Here is a 20,492-nt window from a genome sequence, read left to right on the forward strand (position 1 = left end):
CTGATGAGCTGACACATCGGAAGTAGGAACTGTGCTCGACGCCAACGTGTTCGACAGGATCCAGCTCGGCCTCGCTACCACGGAGGACATCCGCTCCTGGTCCCACGGAGAGGTCAAGAAGCCCGAGACCATCAACTACCGCACCCTCAAGCCGGAGAAGGACGGCCTGTTCTGCGAGAAGATCTTCGGTCCGACCCGGGACTGGGAGTGCGCCTGCGGAAAGTACAAGCGGGTGCGCTACAAGGGCATCGTCTGTGAGCGCTGCGGTGTGGAGGTCACCCGCTCCAAGGTGCGTCGCGAGCGTATGGCGCATATCAAGCTGGCCGCCCCTGTGACGCACATCTGGTACTTCAAGGGCGTGCCCTCCCGTCTGGGGTACCTGCTGAACCTAGCGCCCAAGGACCTGGAGAAGGTGATCTACTTCGCCGCCTACATGGTCACCGAGGTGGATGAGGAAGGCCGTCACGACGACCTGCCCAGCCTGCGCAACGAGCTCGAGGTGAAGAAGAAGCACATCGAGGAGGCCGGGCTGGCTGACGTCGAGGCGCGTCAGCGCCGACTGGAGGAGGACCTGGCCCAGCTGGACGCCGGTGGCGCAGAGTCCTCCCAGCGGGAGAAGCTGCGCAAGGCGGCCGAGCGGGAGATGACCGCGCTGCGCCGCAAGACCCAGCGCACCCTGGAGCACATGGACAAGGTGTGGGACCGTTTTGTCTCCCTCAAGGTGGGTGACCTGGAGGGGGACGAGGTCCTCTACCGGGACATGGTCGCCGACTACGGCATCTACTTCAAGGGCTCCATGGGTGCTGAGGCCGTCCAGGCGCGCCTGCGCTCCTTCGACCTGGAGGCTGAGGCGGCCGCCCTGGGGGAGATCGTGGAGACCGGGGCCGGGCAGCGCAAGACCCGGGCCATCAAGCGTCTCAAGGTGGTCAACGCCTTCCGCCTGACCGGTACCGCCCCGGAGTCCATGGTCCTGGACTCCATCCCGGTGATCCCCCCGGACCTGCGTCCTATGGTCCAGCTGGACGGTGGGCGCTTCGCCACCAGCGACCTCAATGACCTGTACCGCCGGGTCATCAACCGCAACAACCGCCTCAAGCGGCTGATGGACCTGGGGGCGCCCACGATCATCGTCAACAACGAGAAGCGCATGCTCCAGGACGCGGTGGACGCCCTGTTCGACAACGGCCGCCGGGGTCGGCCGGTCACCGGGGTCGGTAACCGTCCACTGAAGTCCCTGTCCGACATGCTCAAGGGCAAGCAGGGCCGCTTCCGCCAGAACCTGCTGGGCAAGCGGGTGGACTACTCCGGGCGTAGCGTCATCGTAGTCGGTCCCCAGCTCAAGCTGCACCAGTGCGGACTGCCCAGCCAGATGGCCCTGGAGCTGTTCAAGCCCTTCGTCATGAAGCGCCTGGTCGAGCTCAAGGAGGCTCAAAACGTCAAGGCAGCCAAGCGTATGGTGGAGCGCGCCAACCCCAAGGTGTGGGACGTGCTGGCGGAGGTCATTCGGGAGCACCCCGTGCTCCTCAACCGGGCTCCCACTCTCCACCGCCTCGGTATCCAGGCCTTTGAGCCCCAGCTGATCGAGGGCAAGGCTATCCAGCTCCACCCGCTGGTGTGCGGTGCGTTCAACGCCGACTTCGACGGTGACCAGATGGCGGTCCACCTGCCCCTGGGGGCTGAGGCGGCCGCTGAGGCTCGCATCCTCATGCTGTCCTCCAACAACATTCTCAAGCCCTCCGACGGCCGGCCCGTGACCATGCCCAGCCAGGACATGGTCATCGGGACCTACTACCTCACCAGCGACCCGGACCCGGTCGTGGCGGTGGAGACAGGACCGGACGGCGAGCCTGTCGTCCCCTCCTTCTCCTCCTTCGCCGAGGCGGTCATGGCCTACGACTTCGGCCACCTGCACGTCAACGCAACCTGTGACATCCGCTTCGAGGAGGGCATCGTCGCGCCCAGGGGCTGGACGCCGCCGGAGGGCTACGAGGAGGGGGACGCCATCACCCTGCGCACCTCGCTGGGCCGGGCGCTGTTCAACACGGCGCTGCCGGAGTCCTTCCCCTACGTCAACCGCGTGGTGGACAAGAAGGAGCTGGGCAACATCGTCAACGCCCTGGCGGAGAACTACTCGCGCGTCGAGGTTGCCGCGTCCCTGGACGCCCTGAAGGCCGCCGGCTTCTTCTGGTCCACCTGGTCCGGTATCACCGTCGCCTTCGCCGACGTAGTCTCTCCCGGCTCCAAGACCGAGATCCTGGCCCGCTACGAGACCGAGGCCGCCGAGATCGAGGAGCAGTTTGACCTGGGGGCGCTGACCGAGGAGGACCGCTACGCCTCCCTCATCGACATCTGGACCAAGGCGACGGCCGAGGTCGCCGAGGCGATGCGGGAGAACTTCCCCCAGCGCAACACCGTCTACCAGATGGTCGTCTCCGGGGCGCGTGGCAACTGGGACCAGATCCGCCAGCTGGCCGGCATGCGCGGTCTGGTGGCCGACCCCAGGCAGCGTCTTATCGAGCGTCCTATCAAGTCGAACTACCGTGAGGGCCTCAGCGTCCTGGAGTACTTCATTGCCACCCACGGTGCTCGCAAGGGCCTGGCAGACACCGCGCTGCGTACCGCCGACTCCGGGTATCTCACCCGCCGTCTGGTCGACGTCTCCCAGGACGTCATCGTGCGCGAGGACGACTGTGGGACCCGCAAGGGCCTGACCAAGCGTCTCTTCTCCTGGAGGGAGGCTGGCCAGGAGAGGTTCAAGGAGCCCAGCGAGATCCTGGACACCACCGTCTACGGCACCACCCTGGCCCGCGACCTCACTGATGCTGAGGGCAACGTCATCATCGCCGCGGGCACGGACCTTGGTGCCAAGGAGGTTCAGGATGCCATTGACGCCGGGGTGGAGGAGATCACTGTGCGCTCGGTGCTCACCTGCGACTCCGTCGTCGGCACGTGCGCGGCCTGCTACGGCCGCTCCCTGGCTACCGGCAAGCTGGTGGACATCGGCGAGGCGGTGGGGATCATCGCGGCCCAGTCCATCGGTGAGCCAGGGACCCAGCTGACCATGCGGACCTTCCACACCGGTGGTGCTGCCGGCGCCGCTGACATCACCCAGGGTCTTCCTCGAGTCCAGGAGCTCTTCGAGGCACGTACTCCCAAGGGCGAGGCGGCCGTAGCCGAGGCCGCGGGCACGCTCAAGGTGGAGGATGACGCCGATGGCAAGCGGCTGGTCATCACCCGTGACGACGGTGAGGAGGACGTGGTCGTGCCGGTCTCGCGGCGCCAGCGTCTCCAGGTGGCTCACGGTGACCACGTCGAGCCCGGGCAGGCTCTGACCGAGGGACCTGTGGACCCCAAGAAGGTGCTGCGCCTGCGGTCGGTGGCGGCTACCCAGCGGCATCTCGTGGAGGAGGTCCAGGAGGTCTACCGCTCTCAGGGTGTGGACATCCACTCCAAGCACATCGAGGTCATCGTGCGCCAGATGCTGCGTCGTGTCACCGTGCTGGACTCAGGCGACACCCGCCTGCTCCAGGGGGACCTGGTTGACGTCATGCACTACCGCGAGGAGAACCGGCGGGTCATGGCAGAGGGCGGCAAGACCGCTACTGGCCGGACCGAGCTTATGGGTATCACTAAGGCCTCCCTGGCCACGGACTCCTGGCTGAGTGCGGCGTCCTTCCAGGAGACCACGCGTGTCCTGACCGAGGCAGCCATGAACGGCAAAGGTGACCCGCTGCTGGGGCTCAAGGAGAACGTCATCCTTGGTAAGCTCATCCCGGCAGGGACCGGTCTGGCCCGGTACGCCGACATTGAGGTGGAGCCCACCGAGGAGGTCAAGGCTGAGGTATTCTCTCGCACCGGCTTCAACGAGGGCATCCTCGGGGAGTCCGTCGCTCTGGACGACTTCCACTTCGGTGGGGACTTCCGGGCGGACTTCTCCGAGGAGTTCCAGACTGAGCCGGTCGGCCCGGAGGACTTCCAAGTCTGAGGTCCTACGGTCCAGGGGCTCCTGAGACCGTCTGGACCACCTGTCGCGGCCTGGTGCCCGCTCCTGACAACGAGGGCGGGTACCAGGCCGCGTGCCTGCTGCGGTGCGGGGCACCTGGAAACTGTCCGGGGGCTGGCGTAGCCTCGTCGTGGACCTGTTCCCCAGTGGCCTCGGCCAGTTGAAGGAGCCTCGCACCGTGTCTCTCCCCCCAGTCTCAGGACCCCGGCGTCACGACCCCTCTGCGGACAGCGGCGCGACCCAGCGGCTCGCTGTCCCGGCGGGCGCAGAGCGTGAGACGGCAGCAGCGCAGGACGGCGCAGCGCCGTCTGCGGAGCCGACGGCGGCACTGCCAGCCAGCGGCCCCGTCAGTGCCCCAGGCGGCCGAGTCCAGGCGTCAGCGGCACAGGAGACGATGGCCCTGCCGGCCTCGCAGGCTGAGAGGACCACCGTCGTGCCGGTAACGGGGGAGCACGCCACCACGGTGATGCCGACCTCGGTTATGCCGACGTCACAGTCTCAGGTGCCTCAGTCTCAGGCGTCGCAGGGCCAGGCAACCAGCGTCATGCCGGTGGCAGTGCCTCCCCAGCATGCTGGCCCTGCTCCCGGTCGGCCAACCTACCAGCCCCAGGCACCGCAGCCGACCTACCGGCAGCCTGAGCCGCAGCCTCGTGCGGACCTGCCGCTGCCTCCACAGCGTCGACGCTCTGCCGCGCTGCCCGTGGGGACGGTGATGCTGCTCGTTACGCTGGGGCTCCTGGGCTGGGGCTTCTACACCCTGCTGTCCACCTTCCAGTTCCTGGACCTGTTCCTACGCGACGTCAGCCTCACCGAGGTGATTGACCTGAGGGCTGCGGCAGCGGTTGCAGGCGGTGCGGTGCTTGCCTTTGTCACTGTCATGGTCAGCCTCACGGCCGTCTCCCGCTCCCGCCCCAGGACCGCAGCCATCGCCCTGCTCCTGGGGGCGCTCCTGCTGCCCTTGGGTGCGTCGGGAGCCGGTATCTACTACGGCGGGTCGGAGCTGAGGGACCAGACCCTGGCGCAGGCGCAGACCGTCTCCGGACAGGTTGACGCCGGGGAGATCGACTCTGTCCTCAACCAGGTGGAGGAGCAGCTGGGGATCGAGGTACCGGGGCACGACGAGCTGATGGAGATTCTCGGCTCGCTCCAGGGCCAGGGGGGCCGGGCGACGCAGTAGCCCGACGGTACCAGCACGGCACCAGCGCGGAATCTGCGCCTGTCACCGCAGCGTGTCGCCGCACCCGCCGCTGCTCAGTACTTGCGCAGCTGTTGCTGCGCCGCCCCGGCCTCGGTGGCCGGGTGAAGGCGGGCGAGCTCGCGCTGCCCGGCCGCGGGCAGTACCCCTGCCTCGGTGGCCGGGGGTACCTCGCGACAGGTGGCATGAGGCGAGGCTGCTGGTCGCTTATCTCCTGTGACCGCTTGTGCCAGATAGCAGTTTCATGAATACTGCATCCAATTGTTCCCAACATCTCCTGAGAAAGGCCGCACTATGAGCGAGCCAGGTCCGGCTCCTACGCCCCCCGTTGACCCGAGTGCTGGCGCCGCGACGCCGTCCCAGCCCCAGACACCAGCCGCTGCCGCCCGCCAGGCCACCTTCGCCGCGCTGGTGCGCCAACCCGGTCTCATTTCTTTCGCCCTGGTGCAGGCAGTGGTCCTGGGCGGGGCGCTGCTGAGCGCTCTGCTGCTCATGGCGGCAACCTCCGAGGCGCGAGAGGATCTCAACCTCCCGGCGTCGTTGTCGGCACTGCTGGTGCTCATGGGAGCGGCTCTGGGCGGCCAGCTCTCCATCACGGCCACGTTCTTCATCCAGGTCAGCGCCACAGTGACCGTCTTACCGCTGGGGACACTTCTTGCCATAGGCTGCGGTGTCTACCTGGTGGCGCGCCGACGTGCGCCGGTGGACGGCTCCTCCCTCCACCGGGCGGCGACCCTGCAGCGCTGTGCTGTCGAGGCCCTGGCCACCGGGCTGCTCCTCGGCCTGCTCACGGGACTTCCACGGGCAGGCGGCGACTCGGGGGACGGCCTGTCTGTCTCCTCCTCCCCGCTGCTTACCGTCGTCCTGGTGTCTGTGGTGGTCATGACGGCGCTGAGCGCGGCCCGGCTCGACCACGCAGCCGTGATCGGGCTGCCCATAGGGCTGAGGCAGGCGGGCCGCGAGGTGTGGGCGCTCCTGGTCAGCCTGGGCACGGTGACAGGGGCCGTTACCCTTGTTGCAGGCACTGCGTGGGCGCTGGCTGAGGGCGTCCCGCAGGCCCTGGCTCTCCTTATCGTCTACCTGCCCAACCTGGTCGTGGTCCTTCTGTCCCTGGCGACGCTGGGAGGCTTGGTCGCCAGGGGAGAGGTGGCTGGCCTCGGCGTCGCTGCGAACTCCTCGGAGGACTCCCTGGTCACCGTGGGCGACCTGCCTGTCGGGGCTGTCCTCCTCCTGGTTGTCACCGTGCTCCTGGCCACCGTCGTCGCCGCGGCTCGTGTGGGTGTCCTGCGTGCGCGCAGCCGTGGGGCGGTCCTGGCCCGTACCTGGCCGCTGGCTGTCGCCGCCCTCGCCCTGAGCGTCCCGCTGCTTTACGTGCTCGTCCCGGCCCGCATGTCCGGGGGAGGTGAGATGGTCTCGGCGTCGGCGATGCCGTCAGGGTGGTCCTTTATCACGGTATCTCTGCTGGCCTGCGTGGTCTCCGTCCTGGCCGAGTACCTTCCTGCCTGGCTGTACGCCAACGCCAACCAGCTCCTGCGGGTCATGGTCGGCACCAGGGCGGTGACTGAGTGGGTCAGTGGCAGAAGCTCGCTGGGTGGCTCGATGGGTGTCGCGCAGGGTACTGGTCAGGCTGGCCAGGCCGAGGGCTCACACACCTGGAGCTACGGGACGGACCCGGCCACGGGCGCGGCGACAGCCACCGACCTGAGCACCGGAGCGCTCTTCGTCGAGGACGCCAGCACCGGCCAGTGGGTGCTCCAAGGCCATCCAGCCTCTGGCTCCCCGGTGTCTGCGTCCGCGGAGGTGGCGGACCCGGTGTCCTCCGACCCGGTGTCCTCCGACCTGGCAGCGCCAGGTCAGCAGGCGCCCGCCCCGACTGCCTCACAGCAGGCTCAGGCGCTGCCGGAGCCGCAGCCGATGAGCCCGCAGGCGCGGCGCCGTATGAGGCTGGTGCTGGGGACGGCGGGACTGCTCCTGGTGCTTGTCGTCGTCGGTATGGCCTGCGTCAACTTCCTCAACGGTCGCCGCGGCCCCGACCAGGAGGTGGAGGCCTACCTGGACCTGCTGTCGCAGGGAAGGGCCGAGGCCGCCACGCAGATGGTGGACCCCGGTGTACCCAACTCCCAGCGCGCGCTGCTCAATGACGAGGCCCTGGCGGCCGCGACCTCCAGGGTGGAGGTCGTGACGGTGTCGGAGCCGCAGGTCGAGGAGGACACGGCTAAGGTATCGACAACCCTCTCCCTGGATGGTGAGCACTTTGACTTCACCTTCACGGTGGCCAGGGGTGACAGGCAGTACGGGCTCCTGGACACCTGGGAGGTCACCACGCCCCTGGTCGTCCCGGTCACCTTCAGCTCGGCCGACGGGCTGGACGCGATCTCCGTGGCAGGTACGGACCTCGCCCTGGAGGCCTCGGAGGAGGAATACAGCTCCACCAGCACCACATTGCAGTACGTCTACGCCGGGACCTACGATGTCGGGGTGCCCCAGAGCCTGGCCAGCTACCTGACCGCTGAGACCTCCTCCCTGATAGCACTGCCCGCCTCTGCTGCCGCCGACATGCTTATGGAAGTCACCAGCGAGCCGACCCAGGAGCTGGAGGACCTGGTCCTGGAGGAGGTCAAGGCCCAGACCGAGTCGTGCGCCTCCGTCCCGGGCAACACCGACGCGGTGTGCCCGAGCGAGGTTCAGGACACTGATCTTGCGTCGCTCAAGGTGACCCAGGACGCCTCCGGGCTGGACGAGGTCACTGCGTCCTCCTTCACCTCCGAGCAGATCATCATCTCGGTCACGCAGAACCCGTCGCAGTGGAACAAGGACCCCAAGCCCCGGTCGGTGAGGTTCACCTTCTCCGGAAGCATCGAGTGGCCGGAGGGTGGCGGAGAGCCTGAGGTGACGGTTGACAGTTCCTCACCCTCGTGGGGGTGAGCGGGCTGGTGCGCCCCTGAGCCGTGAGGCGGCTGGGCCGGACTGGGGCGGAGGCAGCGACGCCGCAAAAAGACGCCGGACGGACAAGCAGCCCCGGCGGGGTCTCGGTGCGGACGCGGTGTGACAGCGGTGTGGGAGTGTTGAGAAACACTCCCACACCGGCTTCCTCGGCCTGGTGGCTGTGGGGAGCAGGTGTGTATCCTGATCTGCGGTGCCCGAGCGCGGGTCGCCGTTCTCTACTCCGTTCCCAGCGGGCTGGTTCTGTGTCCTGGCTGCTGATAGCCGACGGCTCAGGCCGACCGTGACGCGGGTCTGCCGCGGCGGGAACCGACGGGCCCTGCGGGGCTCCGGGCGTCGTGGACCCCAGGTCGGGCGCTCCGGCACTTCTGTGCTGACGTGTGCGGTCGGCCTGAGAACGGGGCCGGTGAGCGGGTAGCATCCAGACCCAACGCACGTCGCAATGGAGAATCAGTAGTGCCCACGATCCAGCAGCTGGTCCGCAAGGGCCGCTCGACCAAGCGCTCGGCGTCCAAGACGCCCGCGCTGAAGTCCAGTCCGCAGCGTCGTGGTGTGTGCACCCGCGTGTACACCACGACTCCCAAGAAGCCGAACTCCGCTCTCCGTAAGGTCGCCCGTGTGCGCCTGTCCACCGGTATCGAGGTGACTGCCTACATTCCCGGTGAGGGCCACAACCTTCAGGAGCACTCGATCGTGCTCGTGCGTGGCGGCCGTGTGAAGGACCTTCCTGGTGTCCGCTACCACATCGTGCGCGGCTCCCTTGATACTCAGGGCGTCAAGGGCCGTCAGCAGGCACGTTCCAAGTACGGCGCCAAGAAGGAGAAGAAGTAATGCCTCGTAAGGGTCCCGCACCCAAGCGCCCTATCGCCGTCGATCCCGTCTATGGCTCGCCTGTGGTCACCCAGCTGGTCAACCGCGTCCTCCTGGACGGGAAGAAGTCCACCGCCGAGCGCATCGTGTACGGCGCCCTGGAGGGGGTGCGCTCCAAGACCGAGCAGGACCCGGTCTCGGTGCTCAAGCGCGCTCTGGACAACATCCGTCCCTCCCTGGAGGTCCGTTCCCGCCGTGTCGGTGGGGCCACCTACCAGGTCCCGGTCGAGGTCCGTCCCTCGCGGGCCACCACCCTGGCGCTGCGCTGGCTGGTGGACTTCTCCCGCAAGCGCAGGGAGAACACCATGACCGAGCGGCTGATGAACGAGATCCTCGACGCCTCCAACGGCCTGGGCGCCGCTGTCAAGCGTCGTGAGGACATGCACCGAATGGCCGAGTCCAACAAGGCCTTCGCCCACTACCGCTGGTAGCCCCGGCACCGGCTCACCCTGGCGCGTCGGCTGGCCCGCTGCAGGCGGGCTGTGGCCGACGGCCTCTGGCCAAGACCTACGAAAGAAGGACACTACTAGTGGCACTCGACGTGCTGACCGACCTCACCAAGGTCCGCAACATCGGCATCATGGCCCACATTGACGCCGGAAAGACGACCGTCACCGAGCGTATCCTGTTCTACACGGGTATCAACTACAAGCTCGGCGAGACCCACGACGGCGCCTCCACCATGGACTGGATGGAGCAGGAGCAGGAGCGCGGTATCACCATCACCTCCGCGGCCACCACCTGCTTCTGGAAGAAGAACCAGATCAACATTATCGACACTCCCGGCCACGTCGACTTCACGGTGGAGGTTGAGCGCTCCCTGCGCGTGCTTGATGGCGCCGTCGCGGTCTTCGACGGCAAGGAGGGCGTGGAGCCCCAGTCAGAGACCGTGTGGCGCCAGGCGGACAAGTACAACGTCCCGCGCATCTGCTACATCAACAAGATGGACAAGCTCGGTGCCGACTTCGACTTCTCCGTGCAGACCATCAGGGACCGGCTCCACGCCACCCCGATTGTCTTGAACTTCCCCATCGGCGCGGAGAACGAGTTCTCCGGCCTGGTTGACGTCCTGGAGATGCGGGCTGTGCGCTTCCCGGAGAAGGACGCTGACGGCAAGGACACCCGCGGCTCGGTGGTGGAGTACGAGGAGATTCCCGCAGACCTGGTGGCCAAGGCGGAGACGCTGCGCGGCGAGCTCGTCGAGACGGTGGCCGAGGCGGACGACACCCTCATGGAGAAGTACCTGGAGGGGGAGGAGCTGACGCTGGCCGAGCTCAAGGCTGGTATCCGCAAGCTGACCGTCTCCGGGCAGGCCTTCCCGGTCCTGGCGGGCTCCGCCTTCAAGAACAAGGGAATCCAGCCGGTGCTGGACGCGGTGCTGGACTACCTTCCCTCGCCCCTGGACGTCCCCGACGTCGAGGGCTACGTCCCGGGCAAGGAGGAGGAGGTCCTCACCCGTGCCGCCGACGAGAAGGCCCCCTTCTCCGCGCTGGCCTTCAAGGTGGCCACCCACCCCTTCTACGGCAAGCTCGTCTACGTGCGCGTCTACTCCGGGAAGGTGGCCCAGGGAGAGATGGTCCTCAACGCCACCAAGGGCAAGAAGGAGCGCATCGGCAAGCTCTTCCAGATGCACTCCAACAAGGAGAACCCTGTCACCGAGGCGCACGCGGGCCACATCTACGCCTTTATCGGGCTCAAGGACGTCACGACGGGTGACACCCTGTGCGCCCAGTCCGCGCCGGTCGTCCTGGAGTCCATGTCCTTCCCCGACCCCGTCATCCACGTGGCGATCGAGCCCAAGACCAAGAGCGACCAGGAGAAGCTGGGAGTGGCTATCCAGAAGCTCTCGGAGGAGGACCCCACCTTCACCGTCTCCCTGGACGAGGAGACAGGCCAGACTGTCATCGGCGGCATGGGGGAGCTCCACCTGGACGTCTTCGTGGACCGTATGCGCCGCGAGTTCAAGGTGGAGGCCAACGTGGGTGCCCCGCAGGTGGCCTACCGTGAGACCATCCGCAAGAAGGTCGACAAGATCGAGTACACCCACAAGAAGCAGACCGGAGGCTCCGGCCAGTTCGCCCGGGTCCAGATGAGCTTCGAGCCGCTGGTTCACGACCCCCAGCAGGAGGGCGAGGGCGAGGCGGCTCACTACGAGTTCGCCAACGAGGTCACCGGTGGCCGTGTGCCGCGCGAGTACATCCCCTCCGTGGACGCGGGCGTCCAGGACGCCATGCTCACCGGTGTGCTTGCCGGCTACCCCATGGTCGATATCAAGGCTACCCTTGTCGACGGCGCCTACCATGAGGTGGACTCCTCCGAGATGGCCTTCAAGATCGCGGGCTCTATGGCCTTCAAGGAGGGGGCCAAGAAGGCCTCCCCGGTCCTCCTGGAGCCGGTCATGGCGGTGGAGGTCCGAACCCCTGAGGAATACATGGGGGACGTGATCGGTGACCTGAACTCCCGTCGCGGCATGATCGCCTCCATGGAGGACGCCGCTGGCGTCAAGGTGGTGCGTGCCACCGTCCCGCTGTCGGAGATGTTCGGCTACGTCGGGGACCTGCGCTCCAGCACCCAGGGGCGAGCGGTGTACTCGATGAGTTTTGACTCCTACGCTGAGGTTCCCCGCAACGTCGCCGAGGAGATCATCGCCAAGGTCAGGGGTGCCTGACTTCCTCGCCTCCCTGGCAGCCGGGGCCGCGATCCCGGTCCCGGCTGCTACCGGTGGTGCGCCACCCCCCAGACCACAACTTCAGTAAGATTTCCAACAATCCACCAGTAGAGACTCTCCTCGCCATGACCGCTAGCATGTGCTAGTCGAGTCACGACGAAGAGCACTACCCGAGTCCCAGGAGGACACCAGTGGCCAAGGCCAAGTTCGAGCGGAGCAAGCCGCACGTCAACATCGGAACGATCGGTCACGTCGACCACGGCAAGACGACGCTGACCGCTGCGATCTCCAAGGTTCTGCACGACGAGTACCCCGAGCTGAACCCCTTCACCCCCTTCGACGAGATCGACAAGGCTCCCGAGGAGCGTCAGCGCGGTATCACCATCAACATCGCGCACGTCGAGTACGAGACGGACAAGCGTCACTACGCCCACGTGGACGCGCCCGGTCACGCCGACTACATCAAGAACATGATCACCGGTGCCGCCCAGATGGACGGCGCGATCCTGGTGGTCGCCGCCACCGACGGTCCCATGGCCCAGACCCGTGAGCACGTCCTGCTCGCCCGCCAGGTGGGTGTGCCTGCACTGCTGGTCGCCCTCAACAAGTCTGACGCCGTGGACGACGAGGAGCTGCTCGACCTGGTTGAGATGGAGGTGCGCGAGCTTCTCTCCTCCCAGGACTACAACGGTGACGAGGCTCCGGTCATCCGCGTCTCCGCCCTGAAGGCACTGGAGGGCGACGCCGAGTGGGCTGCCAAGGTCAAGGAGCTCATGGACGCGGTGGACGAGTACATCCCCACCCCCGAGCGTGACATGGACAAGCCCTTCCTCATGCCTATTGAGGACGTATTCACCATCACCGGCCGCGGTACCGTCGTCACCGGCCGTGTGGAGCGCGGCAAGCTGCCGATCAACTCCGAGGTCGAGATCCTCGGTATCCGTGAGGCCCAGAAGACCACCGTCACCGGTATCGAGATGTTCCACAAGCAGATGGACGAGGCCTGGGCTGGTGAGAACTGTGGCCTGCTGCTGCGTGGTACCCGCCGTGAGGACGTCGAGCGCGGCCAGGTGGTCTGCAAGCCCGGCTCCATCACCCCGCACACCGAGTTCGAGGGGCACGTCTACATCCTGACCAAGGACGAGGGCGGCCGTCACAACCCCTTCTACTCCAACTACCGCCCGCAGTTCTACTTCCGGACCACCGACGTCACCGGTGTCATCACGCTGCCTGAGGGCACCGAGATGGTCATGCCTGGTGACACCACGGAGATGACCGTGGAGCTCATCCAGCCCATCGCCATGGAGGAGGGCCTCGGCTTCGCCATCCGTGAGGGCGGGCGCACGGTCGGCTCCGGCCGTGTCACCAAGGTTATCAAGTGACACGCTGCTGGCGTCCTGCCTGACGCACCCCTGAGGTGCAGGTCTGTTGCCGCTGTTCCCCCGGCGCTCCTCGCAGCGCCGGGGGAACGTGCATTCTGGGCGCGCCATCAGGGCTGTCACGCAGGTGTGCAGGCGGAGGCTGAGCGGGGCGGATCTCCGCACGTCCTGGAGGGGACCAAGCATCTGTCACGGGGCCTGTCCCGTTGTCGTGCTGAGGTGCCGGGCTTGCAGGAAGGGCGTTCACCGCTGGGCTGCGACGCTCAGGGAGGTATACGGGATAACAATTAAAGAATGGTGCTTGCGCTGGTAGGTGCGTGAAGTAAGAATGAGAATTACCGGCCTCTGGTCGTAGCCGCATCGCGGCACCTGTTCCTGTCTGACCGTCGTTGGAGATCCTCGTGAGCACAGTGTTGACCACACTGTTGACCAAAGTGCTGAGTACCGTGTCGAGCACAGTGTCCAGCCCGGCCCCGCAGCGCACCTGCACCACCGGTGGCAGGCCGCGCCGACAGGTCCTGGTGACCATAGCTGTCCTGGTGACTGGGCTTGCTGCTGGTCTTGCGCCTGCCGTGCTGACACCACTCCTGCTTCCCGCTGGTACCGTTCAGGCAGCGGAGATGGAGCCCGGGGCCGACATCTCGCTCGACTTGAGTGACATCACTGGTCGTATGACGGTCAGTGCCGTCAACGACTCCGCGACGGACTCGGCCCAGGACTACGAGGACTGCCAGGCCTACGGGTACGTCTCCGCTGATGGTGTGGTCACACAGACCGCGCAGTCGCAGTGGGTGGACAGCGACTACTGGTCCTACTTCCAGCGGGGCAGGCCCGGCAGCTCCACCGGCACCGAGTGCCCTGGACTCACCGAGGCCTCTCTCGACGCGACGTCAGCCCTCGGATTCAGGACCAATGATCCAGGGACCGTGCAGGGTGGGCAGACCTTCCTTGTCGGCACGATCCGCCACAACAACTACCCGATCCGATCAAGCTACCACTGGGTGCACGGCGCTATCAACGTCAGGATTGACGGCATGGAGGAGTCCTTCCCGTTCGTCCAGGAGGAGACCGACAACACTGAGGCAGAGGGTGGTGTCGCTGACGTCCTGACGATTACCAGGACCACCGCGACGAACATCGTCGTCACCGAAGACGGGATGCCCTACCGGCTGGTGCTGTGGGGATTCCTGCCTACGCAGGACGGGACCTGTGCGGGGGACCCCGACGACGCCGAGGCGGCCTCCGACCAGTTCGTTACGGCCGAGGGGCAGACCACCTACGCCTGCCTGTACGGCTCCTTCAACCAGGAGCGCACTCTCACCCTGACCAAGACGGCCACGGCCGACCCCGGCGCGCAGGACGTCACGATCCCCGCCTTCTCCTACACCGTCTCCCCCGGCAGGTCCCTGGTCGCTCAGGACGCCTTCGCCCCCGTCACGCCGACAGGCCTGGGGGAGTCGGGCACCCAGGCCTCGAGCACCGTCAGCTTCTACGCGGGCATGTCTGACTTCACTGTCACGGAGGACGACCTGGACGCGGGTCAGGGCGGTGGAGGAGCCGGTGACGCCGGTACCCCGTCAGGCTGGGCGCTGACCGGGCTGAGCTGCCTCAACGGTGTGGGCCAGGCCGTTGACGTGACCTACGACCTCGCGTCCAGGACGGTTGACTTTACCGGCGTGTCAGCCGCTGCCTCGGTCGAGGCGCTACCGGTGACCTGTGCCTTCACCAACCACTACTCCGCCAGATCCACCCTGACGCTGGTCAAGGAGCTGGCAGGTGCGGACGGGGGGACCGGTCCCGACCCGGCCGCCTGGACGCTGACCGCCACTGGTACCGACGCGGCGACGGCTGGAACGGTCGTGTCTGGCACGTCAGGGTCGTCGGAGGTGACTTCTCAGGTGGTCCCTTCCGGCACGTACCTGCTGAGTGAGGACAGCCCTGAGGGCTACCAGGCCTATGGGCGTGACTCGACTCGGTGCGTCACGGCGGCGGGGGAGCAGCTCGACGTCGCCCAGGACTCCGTGACCCTCTCGGACGGGGCGGATGTCACCTGCACGGTCACGAATGCCCCCTTGCCGGCGACACTGACCTGGTCAAAGACCAGCGACACCGGAGAGCTCCTGCCAGGCTCCGAGTGGCTCCTGCACGGTCCTGACGGCGCGCAGACAGCGGTGTCGGACAACAGCCAGCCTGACGAGGACCCGGCTGACGGCCGCTTCCGGCTGACGGGACTGGCCTGGGGCACCTACACCCTGGAGGAGACGCAGGCCCCGACGGGCTACAGCCTTTCCACCCAGACTCTGAGCGTGACCGTCGACGCCTCGACACCTGAGGCCACGGCCGACTTCGGCGCCGTAGTCAACGCTTCCGCTCCGGCCTCGCCGACGGCGTCCCCCACAGGGCTGCCGCCTTCTACGGAGCCTTCCGCGGAGCCCTCTACGGAGCCTTCCGCAGAACCTTCCATGGGGCCACCTACGGAGTCGCCCATAGAGCCGTTCCCGTCTACAGGGCCACCGGTGCTGCCGACCGCGGAACAGTCCGCAGCGCCTCCTGTATCTTCTTCCACACCGTCTTCTACGCCGTCTTCTACACTGCCTTCTACACTGCCTTCGCCTTCTACGTCGCCCTCAGTAGGACCGCTCACGCTGCCCCTAACCGGGAGCCGAGCCGTCACCGGGCTGCTTGTCACAGGTGCAGTGCTGCTGGGGCTGGGCGCGCTCGCTCTGGCTGCCAGGCAGCGTTCTCGGCGCAGTGACCTGATCTGACCGGCGCGGACGGGGCGGCTGCGGGACAAGCCTGGGACGACACGCCCGAACCCGGGGAACGGTGTGCGGTCTCACAGGCCTGAGAGGTTGTCGCAGGTTTCTGTCAGGCCAGAGCCCTGATAGCGTTGTCCGGCCGGTGAGGGCCACCCCTCCTGGCCGCGTCCCGGGTAGCGCCCGGGACCCAGTCTGACGGACCTGGCCTGCTGGGCCAGGTCCGCGCATGTCCAGACCGGCCTGCGTCTTGACGCCCCGGGATCAGTGTGCGCCGCCCAGGCGACACGCCCGAGTGCGTGGACCGGTCAGAAGCAAGTACAAGAGAGGTTAGGCGCCATGGCGGGACAGAAGATCCGCATCCGGCTCAAGTCCTACGACCACGAGGTCATCGACTCCTCGGCGCGCAAGATCGTCGATGTCGTGACCCGCGCAGGCGCGACGGTCGTGGGTCCCGTGCCGCTGCCGACCGAGAAGAACGTTTTCTGCGTCATCCGGTCGCCGCACAAGTACAAGGACAGCCGTGAGCACTTCGAGATGCGTACGCACAAGCGGCTGATTGACATCGTTGACCCGACGCCCAAGGCTGTTGACTCGCTCATGCGGCTTGACCTGCCCGCTGACGTCAACATTGAGATCAAGCTCTGAGGACCGCCATGACAACGCTTCACACGCCGGCTCCGGCTGCGCCTGCCAGGCCCGCCAAGGCGCTGCTAGGTACCAAGCTCGGCATGACCCAGATTTGGGACGAGGGCGGCGTCCTGCGCCCTGTCACCGTCGTGCGGGTGGACACCAACGTGGTCACCCAGATCCGTACCTTGGAGACTGACGGCTACCAGGCCGTGCAGCTTGCCTTCGGGGAGGTCAACGAGCGCAAGGTGACCAAGCCGCTCCAGGGCCACTTCGCCAAGGCAGGTGTCACGCCACGTCGTCACGTGGCGGAGGTACGCACCTCCCTGGTCGAGGACTACGCCCTCGGCCAGGAGCTGACTGCTGACACCTTCGAGGTCGGGCAGTTGGTTGACGTGACCGGAACGTCCAAGGGTAAGGGATTCGCGGGCGTCATGAAGCGCCACGGCTTCGCTGGCGTCGGCGCCTCCCACGGATCCCACCGCAACCACCGCAAGCCGGGCTCCATCGGTGCCTGCGCCACCCCTGGTCGCATCTTCAAGGGGCTGCGCATGGCTGGCCGCATGGGTCACGCGCGGCGCACCGTCCAGAACCTCCAGGTCCGTGGGGTGGACGCCGACAAGGGCGTCCTGCTCATCAACGGTGCCGTCCCCGGCCCCAAGGGCTCGGTGGTCGTCGTCCGCACAGCCGTGAAGGGAGCCTGAGACCGATGCCTGAGAACCTGACTGCGGCGCTGAGTGTCGACGTCGTCGACTCCACGGGTGCCAGGACCGGCACCGTCGAGCTTCCTGCCGAGGTCTTCGACGTGGCGCTCAACATCCCGCTCATGCACCAGGTCGTGGTGGCACAGATGGCCGCCGCCCGCCAGGGTACGCACTCCACCAAGAACCGCGGCGCCGTCCGCGGCGGCGGCAGGAAGCCCTACCGCCAGAAGGGGACCGGTCGGGCCCGCCAGGGCTCGACGCGTGCTCCCCAGTTCACCGGCGGTGGCGTGGTGCATGGCCCCAGGCCGCGGGACTACACCCAGCGCACTCCCAAGAAGATGAAGGCTGCCGCTTTGCGCTCGGCGCTGTCTGACCGTGCCCGCAACGGCCGTATCCACGTCATCACCGAGTTCGTCACCACCGAGGTCCCCTCGACCAAGGCTGCGCTCGACGCGCTGCACCACCTGACTGACCGCCAGGCGCTGGTGGTCATCACCCGTGGGGACGACCTGTCCAGGCTGAGCCTGCGCAACATCCCCGAGGTGCACATCCTGTGGGCCGACCAGCTCAACACTTATGACGTCCTCAACTCCGACGACGTCGTCTTCACCGAGCCTGCTCTGGACGCCTTCCTGGGGCGGGGAGAGAACCAGGACAGCAGTGAGGAGGAGTCCAAGTGAGTCTCGAGAAGTCCAAGAACCCCCGCGACGTCATAATCGCCCCGGTCGTCTCCGAGAAGTCCTACTCGTGCATGGACCGCGGGCAGTACACGTTCATTGTGGCTCCCGGCTCCAACAAGACCGAGATCAAGATGGCTATCGAGTCCATCTTCAACGTCAAGGTCGCCTCGGTCAACACGATGAACCGCAAGGGCAAGACCCGGCGGACCCGCACGGGCACGGGGAAGTCCAAGGACACCAAGCGCGCCATCGTCACCCTGCGCGAGGGCACGATCGACATCTTCGGCGACGTGGCTGAGTGACACGGAAGGTAGAGGACCGACATGGGAATCCGTAAGTACAAGCCCACGACACCCGGCCGGAGAGGCTCCTCGGTCTCCGACTTCGCGGAGATCACGCGTAGCAGGCCCGAGAAGTCGCTGGTGCGCCCGCTACACAAAACTGGTGGGCGTAACTCCTCAGGGCGCATCACGACGCGGCACAAGGGCGGTGGGCACAAGCGAGCCTACCGGGTCATCGACTTCCGCCGGGGAGACAAGGACGGTGTGCCCGCCAAGGTGGCGCACATCGAGTACGACCCCAACCGTACCGCTCGTATCGCCCTGCTCCACTACGCCGACGGGGAGAAGCGCTACATCATCGCCCCGCAACGGTTGCGTCAGGGTGACGTGGTTGAGGCAGGGCCGGGGGCGGACATCAAGCCGGGCAACAGTCTGCAGCTGCGCCATATCCCGACCGGTACCGTGGTCCACGCGGTGGAGCTGCGTCCTGGCGGGGGAGCGAAGATCGCCCGTAGCGCCGGCACCTCTGTCCAGCTGGTCGCCAAAGAGGGCAAGTACGCGCAGCTGCGCATGCCCTCCGGTGAGATCCGTAACGTGGAGGCTGCCTGCCGGGCTACCGTCGGGGAGGTCGGCAACGCCGAGCAGGCCAACATCAACTGGGGCAAGGCCGGCCGTATGCGCTGGAAGGGCGTGCGCCCGACCGTGCGTGGTGTGGTCATGAACCCGGTCGACCACCCGCACGGTGGCGGTGAGGGCAAGACCTCCGGTGGCCGCCACCCTGTCTCTCCCTGGGGCAAGCCCGAGGGTCGTACCCGTCGTCCGAAAAAGTCCAGCGACCGCCTCATCGTGCGTCGTCGTCGGACCGGCAAGAAGCGCTGATAGGAGCCTGATATGCCGCGTAGCCTGAAGAAGGGGCCCTTCGTCGACGACCACCTGCAGAAGAAGGTGGACGCCCAGAACGAGAAGGGCACCAAGAACGTCATCAAGACCTGGTCCCGTCGTTCGGTCATCACCCCGGACTTCCTCGGGCACACCTTCGCCGTCCACGACGGCCGCAAGCATGTCCCGGTCTTCGTCACCGAGGCCATGGTGGGCCACAAGCTCGGCGAGTTCGCTCCGACCCGCACCTTCCGCGGGCACGTCAAGGACGACCGTAGGTCTCGTCGCTGACGGGCCCCGGAAAGTTTGAGAGGCAGAGAACATGGAAGCCAAGGCGCAGGCTAAGTACGTGCGCTGCACACCGATGAAGGCCCGCCGCGTCGTGAACGTCGTCCGTGGCAAGCGCGCGGTCGAGGCGGTCAACGTGCTCCGCTTCGCCCCGCAGGCCGCTGCAGTGCCGGTGCGCAAGGTCGTGGAGTCCGCTATCGCCAACGCGCGCTTCAAGGCGGAGCGTGACGGGGAGCGCTTCGACGAGAACGACCTGTTCATCGTCGAGGTGTATGCCGACGAGGGGCCCACCCTCAAGAGGTTCCGTCCTCGTGCCCAGGGCAGGGCCAGCCGGATCCTGAAGCGAACCAGCCACATCACTGTCATCGTCGGCGACAGGGCCGACTCCGCACAGAAGGAAGGAGCCCGGTAATGGGGCAGAAGGTCAACCCGACCGGGTTCCGCCTGGGCATCACCACGGACCACCGCTCACGGTGGTTCGCCGACTCCACCAAGCCCGGCCAGCGCTACCGCGACTTTGTCGAGGAGGATGTCAAGATCCGCCGCCTCATGGAGAGCGGTATGGAGCGGGCCGGCATCTCCAAGGTCGATATTGAGCGCACCCGGGACCGTGTGCGCATCGATCTCCATACCGCACGTCCGGGCATTGTCATCGGCCGCAGGGGGACCGAGGCAGAGCGCCTGCGTGGTGAGCTGGAGAAGCTTACCGGCAAGCAGGTGCAGCTTAACATCCTGGAGGTCAAGAGCCCCGACCTGGACGCCCAGCTGGTCGCCCAGGGGATTGCTGAGCAGCTGGCGTCGCGTGTGTCCTTCCGTCGGGCGATGCGCAAGGGCATGCAGTCAGCCGCACGTGCTGGCGCCAAGGGCATTCGGGTGCAGTGCTCCGGACGTCTCGGCGGCGCTGAGATGAGCCGCTCGGAGTTCTACCGCGAGGGGCGCGTCCCGCTGCACACCCTGCGGGCCAACATCGACTACGGCTTCTACGAGGCCAGGACCACCTTTGGACGTCTCGGTGTCAAGGTGTGGATCTACAAGGGCGACCTTACTGAGCGCGAGTTCGCCCGTCAGCAGGCTGAGTCCGGCTCCCGCGGCCGGGGCCGTGGCGAGCGCCGTGGCCGACGCGGTGAGCGGGGCGCGCGTCACAACAGCGAGCAGCAGGCCGAGCAGGCGCCGGCTACCGAGACCGCTGCCGCAGACCAGGGAACGGAGGCCTGAG

The 20,492-nt window shown here is 66.8% G+C and carries 16 protein-coding genes; all 16 read left to right on the forward strand.

Annotation, left to right across the window (positions count from 1 at the left end):
- Window positions 1-31 precede the first annotated feature (31 nt).
- The 16 genes from D4740_RS11170 (at window position 32) to rpsC (ending at window position 20,491) form a co-directional block, all read left to right on the forward strand.
- A complete protein-coding gene (locus D4740_RS11170) occupies window positions 32-3,985 on the forward strand; it encodes a DNA-directed RNA polymerase subunit beta' (RefSeq protein ID WP_119837024.1) in 3,954 nt (1,317 codons plus the stop codon).
- A gap of 196 nt (window positions 3,986-4,181) precedes the next feature.
- A complete protein-coding gene (locus D4740_RS11175) occupies window positions 4,182-5,180 on the forward strand; it encodes a hypothetical protein (protein WP_147392911.1) in 999 nt (332 codons plus the stop codon).
- A 312-nt stretch (window positions 5,181-5,492) separates the two neighbouring features.
- Window positions 5,493-8,123 (forward strand): hypothetical protein, encoded by a 2,631-nt coding sequence (locus tag D4740_RS11180; protein WP_147392912.1) that lies wholly within the window; start codon window positions 5,493-5,495, stop codon window positions 8,121-8,123.
- A gap of 474 nt (window positions 8,124-8,597) precedes the next feature.
- Window positions 8,598-8,972 (forward strand): 30S ribosomal protein S12, encoded by a 375-nt coding sequence (rpsL, locus tag D4740_RS11185; protein ID WP_043558700.1) that lies wholly within the window; start codon window positions 8,598-8,600, stop codon window positions 8,970-8,972.
- Window positions 8,972-9,442, forward strand: a complete 471-nt coding sequence (gene rpsG, locus D4740_RS11190; protein WP_119837027.1) for a 30S ribosomal protein S7 — start codon at window positions 8,972-8,974, stop codon at window positions 9,440-9,442. The genes rpsL and rpsG overlap by 1 nt, the downstream gene beginning before the upstream one ends.
- 98 nt (window positions 9,443-9,540) lie before the next feature.
- Window positions 9,541-11,679: an elongation factor G gene (fusA, locus tag D4740_RS11195; protein ID WP_119837028.1), complete on the forward strand. Its 2,139-nt coding sequence runs from the start codon at window positions 9,541-9,543 to the stop codon at window positions 11,677-11,679.
- Window positions 11,680-11,870: 191 nt separating this feature from the next.
- Entirely contained in the window at window positions 11,871-13,061 is a 1,191-nt protein-coding gene (gene tuf / locus D4740_RS11200) for an elongation factor Tu (RefSeq protein WP_119837029.1), read from the forward strand.
- A 398-nt stretch (window positions 13,062-13,459) separates the two neighbouring features.
- Window positions 13,460-15,823: a SpaA isopeptide-forming pilin-related protein gene (locus D4740_RS11205; RefSeq protein ID WP_147392913.1), complete on the forward strand. Its 2,364-nt coding sequence runs from the start codon at window positions 13,460-13,462 to the stop codon at window positions 15,821-15,823.
- Between the two features lie 330 nt (window positions 15,824-16,153).
- Window positions 16,154-16,462 carry a 30S ribosomal protein S10 gene (gene rpsJ, locus D4740_RS11210; protein WP_003786051.1) on the forward strand — a complete coding sequence of 103 codons (309 nt, stop codon included), beginning with the start codon at window positions 16,154-16,156 and terminating at the stop codon, window positions 16,460-16,462.
- An 8-nt stretch (window positions 16,463-16,470) separates the two neighbouring features.
- Window positions 16,471-17,148 (forward strand): 50S ribosomal protein L3, encoded by a 678-nt coding sequence (gene rplC / locus D4740_RS11215; RefSeq protein WP_119837031.1) that lies wholly within the window; start codon window positions 16,471-16,473, stop codon window positions 17,146-17,148.
- Between the two features lie 5 nt (window positions 17,149-17,153).
- A complete protein-coding gene (gene rplD / locus D4740_RS11220) occupies window positions 17,154-17,828 on the forward strand; it encodes a 50S ribosomal protein L4 (protein WP_119837032.1) in 675 nt (224 codons plus the stop codon).
- On the forward strand, window positions 17,825-18,130 hold the full coding sequence (rplW, locus tag D4740_RS11225; protein WP_119837033.1) for a 50S ribosomal protein L23: 306 nt from the start codon (window positions 17,825-17,827) through the stop codon (window positions 18,128-18,130). The genes rplD and rplW overlap by 4 nt, the downstream gene beginning before the upstream one ends.
- Window positions 18,131-18,151: 21 nt before the next feature.
- The gene (gene rplB / locus D4740_RS11230) at window positions 18,152-18,988 is read left to right on the forward strand and encodes a 50S ribosomal protein L2 (RefSeq protein ID WP_119837034.1); all 837 of its coding nucleotides are present in this window, start codon (window positions 18,152-18,154) and stop codon (window positions 18,986-18,988) included.
- Window positions 18,989-19,000: 12 nt separating this feature from the next.
- The gene (gene rpsS, locus D4740_RS11235; protein WP_119837035.1) at window positions 19,001-19,279 is read left to right on the forward strand and encodes a 30S ribosomal protein S19; all 279 of its coding nucleotides are present in this window, start codon (window positions 19,001-19,003) and stop codon (window positions 19,277-19,279) included.
- A gap of 31 nt (window positions 19,280-19,310) precedes the next feature.
- Window positions 19,311-19,688: a 50S ribosomal protein L22 gene (rplV, locus tag D4740_RS11240; RefSeq protein ID WP_119837036.1), complete on the forward strand. Its 378-nt coding sequence runs from the start codon at window positions 19,311-19,313 to the stop codon at window positions 19,686-19,688.
- Entirely contained in the window at window positions 19,688-20,491 is an 804-nt protein-coding gene (rpsC, locus tag D4740_RS11245; RefSeq protein WP_119837037.1) for a 30S ribosomal protein S3, read from the forward strand. Before rplV ends, rpsC begins: the two co-directional genes overlap by 1 nt.
- Window position 20,492: the final 1 nt, after the last annotated feature.

Source organism: Actinomyces sp. 2119 (assembly GCF_003591215.1).
In the GTDB taxonomy this organism is placed as follows: Bacteria; Actinomycetota; Actinomycetes; order Actinomycetales; family Actinomycetaceae; genus Actinomyces; species Actinomyces lilanjuaniae.